10 protein-coding genes and 1 CRISPR repeat array are annotated in these 6,731 nt (G+C 69.8%); of the genes, 6 read left to right on the forward strand and 4 right to left on the reverse strand.

The window, feature by feature from the left end:
* Window positions 1–388: 388 nt before the first annotated feature.
* The 3 genes from AB0G16_RS25885 to AB0G16_RS25895 all read right to left on the reverse strand — a co-directional run bounded on the left by AB0G16_RS25885 (window position 389) and on the right by AB0G16_RS25895 (window position 1,688).
* The gene (locus AB0G16_RS25885; RefSeq protein ID WP_362809972.1) at window positions 389–595 is read right to left on the reverse strand and encodes a hypothetical protein; all 207 of its coding nucleotides are present in this window, start codon (window positions 593–595) and stop codon (window positions 389–391) included.
* An 86-nt stretch (window positions 596–681) separates the two neighbouring features.
* Window positions 682–1,005 (reverse strand): hypothetical protein, encoded by a 324-nt coding sequence (locus AB0G16_RS25890; RefSeq protein ID WP_362809976.1) that lies wholly within the window; start codon window positions 1,003–1,005, stop codon window positions 682–684.
* A gap of 35 nt (window positions 1,006–1,040) precedes the next feature.
* Window positions 1,041–1,688 carry an HNH endonuclease family protein gene (locus AB0G16_RS25895; RefSeq protein WP_362809979.1) on the reverse strand — a complete coding sequence of 216 codons (648 nt, stop codon included), beginning with the start codon at window positions 1,686–1,688 and terminating at the stop codon, window positions 1,041–1,043.
* A 271-nt stretch (window positions 1,689–1,959) separates the two neighbouring features.
* Between AB0G16_RS25895 and AB0G16_RS25900 the strand changes: the two genes are divergently transcribed.
* Window positions 1,960–2,085, forward strand: a complete 126-nt coding sequence (locus AB0G16_RS25900; protein WP_362809982.1) for a hypothetical protein — start codon at window positions 1,960–1,962, stop codon at window positions 2,083–2,085.
* Between the two features lie 221 nt (window positions 2,086–2,306).
* Here AB0G16_RS25900 and AB0G16_RS25905 read toward each other — a convergent pair whose 3' ends face one another.
* Window positions 2,307–3,557, reverse strand: a complete 1,251-nt coding sequence (locus tag AB0G16_RS25905) for an FAD-dependent monooxygenase (protein WP_362809986.1) — start codon at window positions 3,555–3,557, stop codon at window positions 2,307–2,309.
* Window positions 3,558–3,628: 71 nt separating this feature from the next.
* Between AB0G16_RS25905 and AB0G16_RS25910 the strand changes: the two genes are divergently transcribed.
* From AB0G16_RS25910 to AB0G16_RS25930, 5 genes are all read left to right on the forward strand, one after another.
* On the forward strand, window positions 3,629–4,243 hold the full coding sequence (locus AB0G16_RS25910) for a TetR/AcrR family transcriptional regulator C-terminal domain-containing protein (protein WP_362809989.1): 615 nt from the start codon (window positions 3,629–3,631) through the stop codon (window positions 4,241–4,243).
* Window positions 4,244–4,491: 248 nt separating this feature from the next.
* On the forward strand, window positions 4,492–5,166 hold the full coding sequence (locus tag AB0G16_RS25915) for an RNase adapter RapZ (protein WP_362809992.1): 675 nt from the start codon (window positions 4,492–4,494) through the stop codon (window positions 5,164–5,166).
* A gap of 49 nt (window positions 5,167–5,215) precedes the next feature.
* The gene (locus AB0G16_RS25920; protein WP_362809995.1) at window positions 5,216–5,437 is read left to right on the forward strand and encodes a hypothetical protein; all 222 of its coding nucleotides are present in this window, start codon (window positions 5,216–5,218) and stop codon (window positions 5,435–5,437) included.
* 39 nt (window positions 5,438–5,476) lie between these two features.
* Window positions 5,477–5,662 (forward strand): hypothetical protein, encoded by a 186-nt coding sequence (locus tag AB0G16_RS25925; RefSeq protein ID WP_362809998.1) that lies wholly within the window; start codon window positions 5,477–5,479, stop codon window positions 5,660–5,662.
* Between the two features lie 237 nt (window positions 5,663–5,899).
* Window positions 5,900–6,091, forward strand: coding sequence for a hypothetical protein (locus AB0G16_RS25930; protein WP_362810001.1), 192 nt, complete (start codon window positions 5,900–5,902; stop codon window positions 6,089–6,091).
* A 61-nt stretch (window positions 6,092–6,152) separates the two neighbouring features.
* Window positions 6,153–6,716: a CRISPR direct-repeat array (repeat unit 28 nt; unit sequence GGACCATCCCCGCGGGCGCGGGGCCGAC).
* Window positions 6,717–6,731: the final 15 nt, after the last annotated feature.

A 6,731-nucleotide genomic window follows, 5' to 3' on the forward strand; every position in this document is an offset into this window, starting at 1 on the left:
GATACAGGAGCGAGTGCTGGGGGCCGAGCACCCCGACACCCTGAACACCCGGCACCAGCTCGCTTACTGGGCCACGAAAGCCCGGCGGGAAGAGTGAACAGGGTGTTCACCTGCTGGAGGCCCCTTCCCGCGAGTTGTCCGAACCCCCTCGCCCCCGCGCCAGGAACCACCGAACAGGATCCGAGATGAGCGATCACATCGCCCCGGCGCCGACCGAGTGCATCATCTACTCAGCACCGGCCCCTGACGGGAGTGACTACTGCGGTCAGGTCTGCCGGGTCGCCGACGCCGCCGGCGAGCACCTCCCGAGTGGGACCGGCGACAGCAAAGCCACCCGGGTCACTGCGGATCGCAGGAAGAGACTGTCACCGAGCCAGGCGGGTGCTGTTCAGGGGGCTGGCCGGGAGTTGTTGTAGGCGTTCAAGTGGTGTTCGCAGCTGGACCAACGACGGTCGATGCGGTCGGTGACGGTGTATTTGATCTCTTCGGTGCACGGGTCGTCGGGGCCGTTTCCACCCCAGGTACAGCGGCTGCGGCTGACGCGGCCAGGCGCGAAGTCATCTGGATCCCAGGCCTTGATGTGTGCGACTTGCATCCCGACCTCCTCAAGGGGTCATAGTGTGCCGGTGCTCACCGTGTCGACGCCACTTCAGCGCTGCAGTGGGGTCGACGTGGTTGTCCTCAACCGAGCCGCTCCTCACCGAGCTTGTCGGAGAGTCCTTCGGGGAGCCCGGCGCGGATGGCGCGCAAGATGGCGGTCTTCATAGCCGGCCCGGTGCGGCCGGCGAGCGGGGCGGGGCTGCCGGTGGGGGTATACCACTCCTCAGCGCCGGTGTATTGAACCTGTACCCGCACCTGGTCGCCGACGATGGCGATGGCCACGGTGAGGTCACCGGTGATGACCCCGACCTCGTCGGTCATCACCCCGCCCGGCCCGGCCACGGCCTTGCCCCGATACCGCTTGGCGGACGCGGTGCCGGCCCTCCTGCCGGTCGCCTTGCTCATCGCTGCTCCGCTCCGCCGGCCCGTCCCCGCTCCTGCTACTTGCAGGTGTCCAGCATCGCAGTGAGGGTCTTCTTCTCCGGGCTGGTGACGCTGAGCGTGTAGTAGGCCTTGACCTGCACCCACGCGCGGGCGTACACGCACCAATACGAGCGCTTGGGTGGCTGCCACTGGTCAGGGCTCTGGTCGCCCTTGGAGCGGTTGGAGGAGGCCGAGACCGCGATCAGCTGCGGCCGGGTGAGATCGTTGGCCAGGGCGCGGCGCCGCTGGGTGCTCCAGGTGTTGGCGCCCGAGCGCCAGGCGTTGGCCAAGGGCACCATGTGGTCGATGTCGACGCTGGAAGCGCGGGTGTAGGTGCGGTTGTCATACACCGACCGCCAGCTGCCCGAGACCGCCCGGCACTCATCATCGCGGGTGACGCCCCGGCCGTCGCGGGCCAGCACCACCTCGCGGGTGTCGCAGCCGGCGCCCTTGCGCGCTTGGCTCATCCAGTGCGGGAACTTCGCGCGGCTGTAGCCGGCCATCGACCGCGGCGCGGCGACCTTCAGGGCGCGCAGCGCGGTACGGGCCGCCGCCGCGCTGATCGGGGTCGGCATACCGACGGCGGCGGCCTGCTCGACCGGCGCGGCGACCGCGGCGGAGACGGGGGAGACGACGAGGGGAGTGAGAGCGGTGGCGCTCAGCACACCGGACAGCAAAACAGCGCTTAGGCGCCGGGGGGTCAGCACCCCTCGATCATGCCCGGCCAAGAGCGGCTGTAACGAAAACCCCGCCCCGGCACGGGGTGGGCGCGCACCGCGAACACCGCAGCGCAGGCTGGGCCAAGACGCGCCAGAGCTGCTCGCGGAAGGCAGTGTCCCCCGATGTCCTGCGGTCGATCAACAGGTCGGGTGAGCATGACCCCATGACTTTCCCCTCGCCTCCGCCCGGCTCGCCGACCGCCGTCTCGTTGAGATCGTGTTCGGCGCGTTTCGGGCCGACGCGATGGTGCTGCACGACAACGAGCGGGCCCATCACGCCTGGGGCGCCGCGGGCTACGCGCCGCAACCCCAGTGGTTCCGCTGGGTCGAGCCACTGGGGTGACCCCTGGAGGCCCGGCCCGAAACCACGGGTTCCCGGCGGTTCGGAGACTCGACGACTGGCTCGCCGGCACCGGCACAGACGACCTGCCGCGCCCGCGATCCTTCATCCAGGGCATCCACCGCGACCGCGCCGCCGTCCTGGCCGGATCCCCCCTGCCCCACAGCGGCGCCACAGGCCAAGCCTTGGTCACGACGGTCATCAGCCCCGATATCCGGCAGCTTTCAGACGGCGCCGATGGGAGCCGGGTTCTCGGGGAGCCGCCAGCCGCCGCCGCGATCCTCCTTCGAAAAGCGCGCGGCGAGATCGGGGACGTGCAGGAAGCAGGCCAGCGCGGTGGCGGCCTGGAAGGCGTCGATCGCACGCCGGGTCATCGGCATGCCCAGGCGCAGGAGGCGCGGATTCACTCCGCCCTGGATCTCGTCGACGAAGGGCCGCAGCACGGTCTCGTAGTTCGCCAGTGCGGCCGGCAGGTCGTCCGGGTGCCGGTTGATCTCGCCTGCCAGCACATGGGCTCCGACCAGGCCGCCGGAGATTCCCATGCCGCTGTAAGGGGAGGAACAGTGGGCGGCGTCGCCGGCCAGGACCACGCGGCCCTTGGACCAGGTGTCGGCGCGAACTTGGACGATCTCCTGTGAGTAGAAGAAGGGGCTCGTCCGCATGCCGTCGACGAAACGCTCTGTCTGCCAGCCCGCGTCGCGGAACCTGCTCGCCCAGAACCTCTGCTGGCGCTCGACGGATTCCCGGTGGATCGCCGAGGCGTCCTCGGACTCCTCCCGCATCACGAAGTACACCTGGGTCTCGGTCGGGTTGTGGCTGCGGCGCATGATCTGACGGCCACCCGGGACCATGTAGGTGTCCCGGATGTTGCTGTCGGACGCGATGCGCGGGATGAACCAGTAGGCCATGTGGATGCCGACCCGCCAGTACGGGTCGCAGCCCGTGGGGAGGATCGCCTGCCGGATGCGCGACCCCTGCCCGTCCGCGCCGACCAGGAGGTCGAACTCGCCGGAGGACCCGTCGGAGAAGTGCGCGACGACCTTTTGTTCGTCCTGGTCGAAGCCGTCCACGCTCACGCCGAAGACGTACTCGGTATCGTCCTTCGACGCGTCGTGCAGGATGCGCACCAGGTCACCGCGCATGATCTCGTACTCGGAGGTGAGGGTCTGCCGGCCCTGGCCGGAGGTGTTGGCCATGATCGTCGCTTTGGTCCTGCCGCGCGCGTCGACGAAGGCGACACCCGCCTCATCCACCAGCTTGCCACGGACGGCGTCGAGAAGTCCTATCCGCTCGACGGCCTCGATGCCCTGTCCTCGGAGATCGACCTGTGCCCCGGTGGCCCGCAGCGCCGGGAAGCGTTCGACGACGGTCACCTTGTGGCCGCCCCGCGTGAGCCAGAAAGCCAGCGCCTGGCCCGCTATCCCGCCGCCGGTCACAAGGACCCGCAGGGAGCGCGCTCCCGATCCGTTCGCCATGTCCATCACCCCAAAAATCTATCGGTGAATGATTTCCCTTCAGGGGAGCCTATCGGTGATAGATTTGTCAAGTGACCAAGGTGAACCGTGAGCTCGTCGTCTCCGAAGCGCTCGACCTCCTCGACGAGGTCGGACTGGACACGGTCAGTACGCGGCGGCTGGCGAAGCGACTGGGCGTCGAACAGCCCTCGCTCTACTGGTACTTCCGCACCAAAAAGGACCTCCTCGCCGCCATGGCGGAAGCCGCGATGGCACCGCATGCGGCCGCCCCGCTGCCGGCTCCCGGCGACGACTGGCGCGACTGGTTCCTGGACAACACGCGAAGCTTCCGGCGCACCCTGCTGATGCGCCGGGACGGCGCACGCCTCCACGCGGGTAGCACCCCTGCCAACGACCTCGACCGGATCCGCCGCAAGATGGACTTCCTGGTCACCTCCGGAGTGCCTGAGCAGGACGCGCAGATGGCGATGCTGGCCGCCGGCCGTTTCACGGTCGGCAGTGTCCTGGAGGAACAGGCGGACGCCGACTCCGGCGACGGCTCGGATCCACCGGCGGGCATGCCTGTGATCGACCACGAGTCGGCATTCGAGGCCGGCCTGACCCTCATCCTGGACGGCCTGATGCAGCGCACCGCGATGCGGGCCGCTCCCCCGCCGGCGAACGGTGATTGCCCGACATTCCGATAGTCCCGCTTCCGACCGCCCGGAAACCCGGACATCGGGGATGGAATGCCGTGCCGGTCAGGTGAATTCAGGCCGGGATCGACGACAGGATTTCCCGACAGGCAGAAGGGGAGCCGCTCCTTCGGGCCGCACAGGCCGAACCTTCCGCAGAGGCCGGCGCCCCGGAGCGCGACTCCGGGGTGCTGTAACCAACCAGTCATAGAAGTGTCGAATTACTCGACATGTCGAATGGTTCGACACATGATGGGGGTATGGACGCGAACCAGACCCCCGACCCTCTCCCGGGCGATGCCCGACAGGCCGCGCTGCGGGCCCTGGCCACCTGGGCCCAGCAGCAGACCCACATCCGCCCCCGCCTGACCGCGGCGGCCTGGCGCGCCGGGACGCACACCATCGCCACCCTCGCCCGCACCGCGGGCGTGAGCCGCGACACCGTCTACGCCGACCTGGCCTCCCAGGGCATCGACTACCGAGACCGCACGCCGGCCGAGGTCGTCACCACCCGGCCGCCCGGCGGCTACCTCCTGCAGGTGGTGCTCAAGAGCTACGGGATCTTGCACCGTGAGGCCCCCGACGAGGAGGTCGCGCTGGCGGTGAACGTCACCACCGCGCTGCGCAACCCGCCCGAGGACCCGGCGGTGCGCGAGCGGATGCTCCAGCTCAACGGCCTGGATGCCGAGGTGCGCGCCTACGTGCTGGACACCCCCGGCGCGCTGGAGATCATCGGCCGCACCGCCGACCAGCTGCGCGTCCTCGTCGAGCACTGGGGCAACCCCACCAGGCGGATCGTGCACGCGCACGTCTACTGCAAGGGCGGCCGGCACCGCAGCGTCGTCCTGGCCGAGGAGATCGCCACCTGGCTCCGCGAGGCCGGCTACGGCGTCGAGGTCGACCACCTCGACATCAACCAGCCCGTAGTCACCTGACCCCCACCATCACCCCCATCACCTCCACCCATTCAGCAGGGAGCACCTCATGGCACAGATCATCATCGGCGCGTCCATCCACCTCGAGGGCAACGACATCGTCGTCGGCGACATCACCACCGGATCGATCACCCGGGGCAACACGGTGAGCACCCACACCGTGACGACCCACACCATCAAGAGCAGCCGCACCGTCATCGGCCACAACGACGGCACCCTCCACCGCGGTGACGGCGACGTCTACGTCAACGGCCACAAGCGCACGAAGTAGACCCCGGCATCGGACCCGGCCCGAGAAAGCAGGACAGGTATGAGGAACAGCGAGAAGACCCCGCAGGGATACCGGCGCCTGGCCGAGAAGTCCCGCGAGACCGGCCAGCACGCCGTGGCCGCGGAACTGGAGCTCCTGGCTCAGGAAGCAGAACAAGAGATCGAACGCAAGGCAGCGCAGCAGGGGGCGAAGCAGAGCAGCACCACCAAGCGCAAGCAGAAGTGAACGCACCCCTGAGCGCGCCCGGGGCCGTCGTTACCGGCCCCGGACGCCCGCTCATCCTCCCACCTGCACCGCTCGGTGCAGGCCCCCTTCGCAGCAGGACGGGACAACCGTGAGCAGCACCGCCACCAAGGACCCGCCCACGCCCAAGCGCCGGGCCGGGCAGATGATCAGGAAAGCCGGGCGCACCTTCCGGGGCCGGCCGTGACTACCCGCTGGAGCGCCGCGCAGGTTTCCGACATGGCCACCCACATCCGCACCTGCCGCGTCTGCGGAGACGGCGGCGACGACCCCGAGATCAGCGCCGGCCTGACCGAGGACTTCTCGCCCGAGGAGATGGCCGACTTCATCGCCAGCGGTCACCACCCGGCCTGGCTGGCCCTGATGGACACCAACCCTGAGCGGACGCCGCCCCCTTCCCCCGGGGCTTGACAGAGATCGATCGTGAGCGGCCTGCCGGATGTGATGGAAATTTTCGGCGGGCCGATCTAACTATCCCCGCGGGCGCGGGGCCGACAACAGGTCGCCCTCTACCACGCCGGCGGGCTTGGGACCATCCCCGCGGGCGCGGGGCCGACCCGGAGAACGTCGTCGCGACGACGGTCACGCACGGACCATCCCCGCGGGCGCGGGGCCGACGCCCGCTACGACGGCTACATCTACGTCATCGAGGGACCATCCCCGCGGGCGCGGGGCCGACCGGGCACGACCGAGGGTTTCAGCGGCCTCAGCGGGACCATCCCCGCGGGCGCGGGGCCGACCGGTCGATACCTCGTCAGCCGAGACGCCCAACAGGACCATCCCCGCGGGCGCGGGGCCGACAGGTCCAGTGCCACCCCGAACCGCATCACCGCGGGACCATCCCCGGGCGCGGGGCCGACGCCCACATGCCCTGCACATGCGACGGTGCGTCCGGACCATCCCCGCGGGCGCGGGGCCGACACGGTGTGCGGCTGTGCGGTGTGCGGCGGGCCGGGACCATCCCCGCGGGCGCGGGGCCGACCTCGCCGATGCTCTTGCCCGGGGGCCGGGCTGCGGACCATCCCCGCGGGCGCGGGGCCGACAGCATCAG

It is taken from the genome of Streptosporangium sp. NPDC023615 (genome assembly GCF_040640155.1).
In the GTDB taxonomy this organism is placed as follows: domain Bacteria; phylum Actinomycetota; class Actinomycetes; order Streptosporangiales; family Streptosporangiaceae; genus Streptosporangium.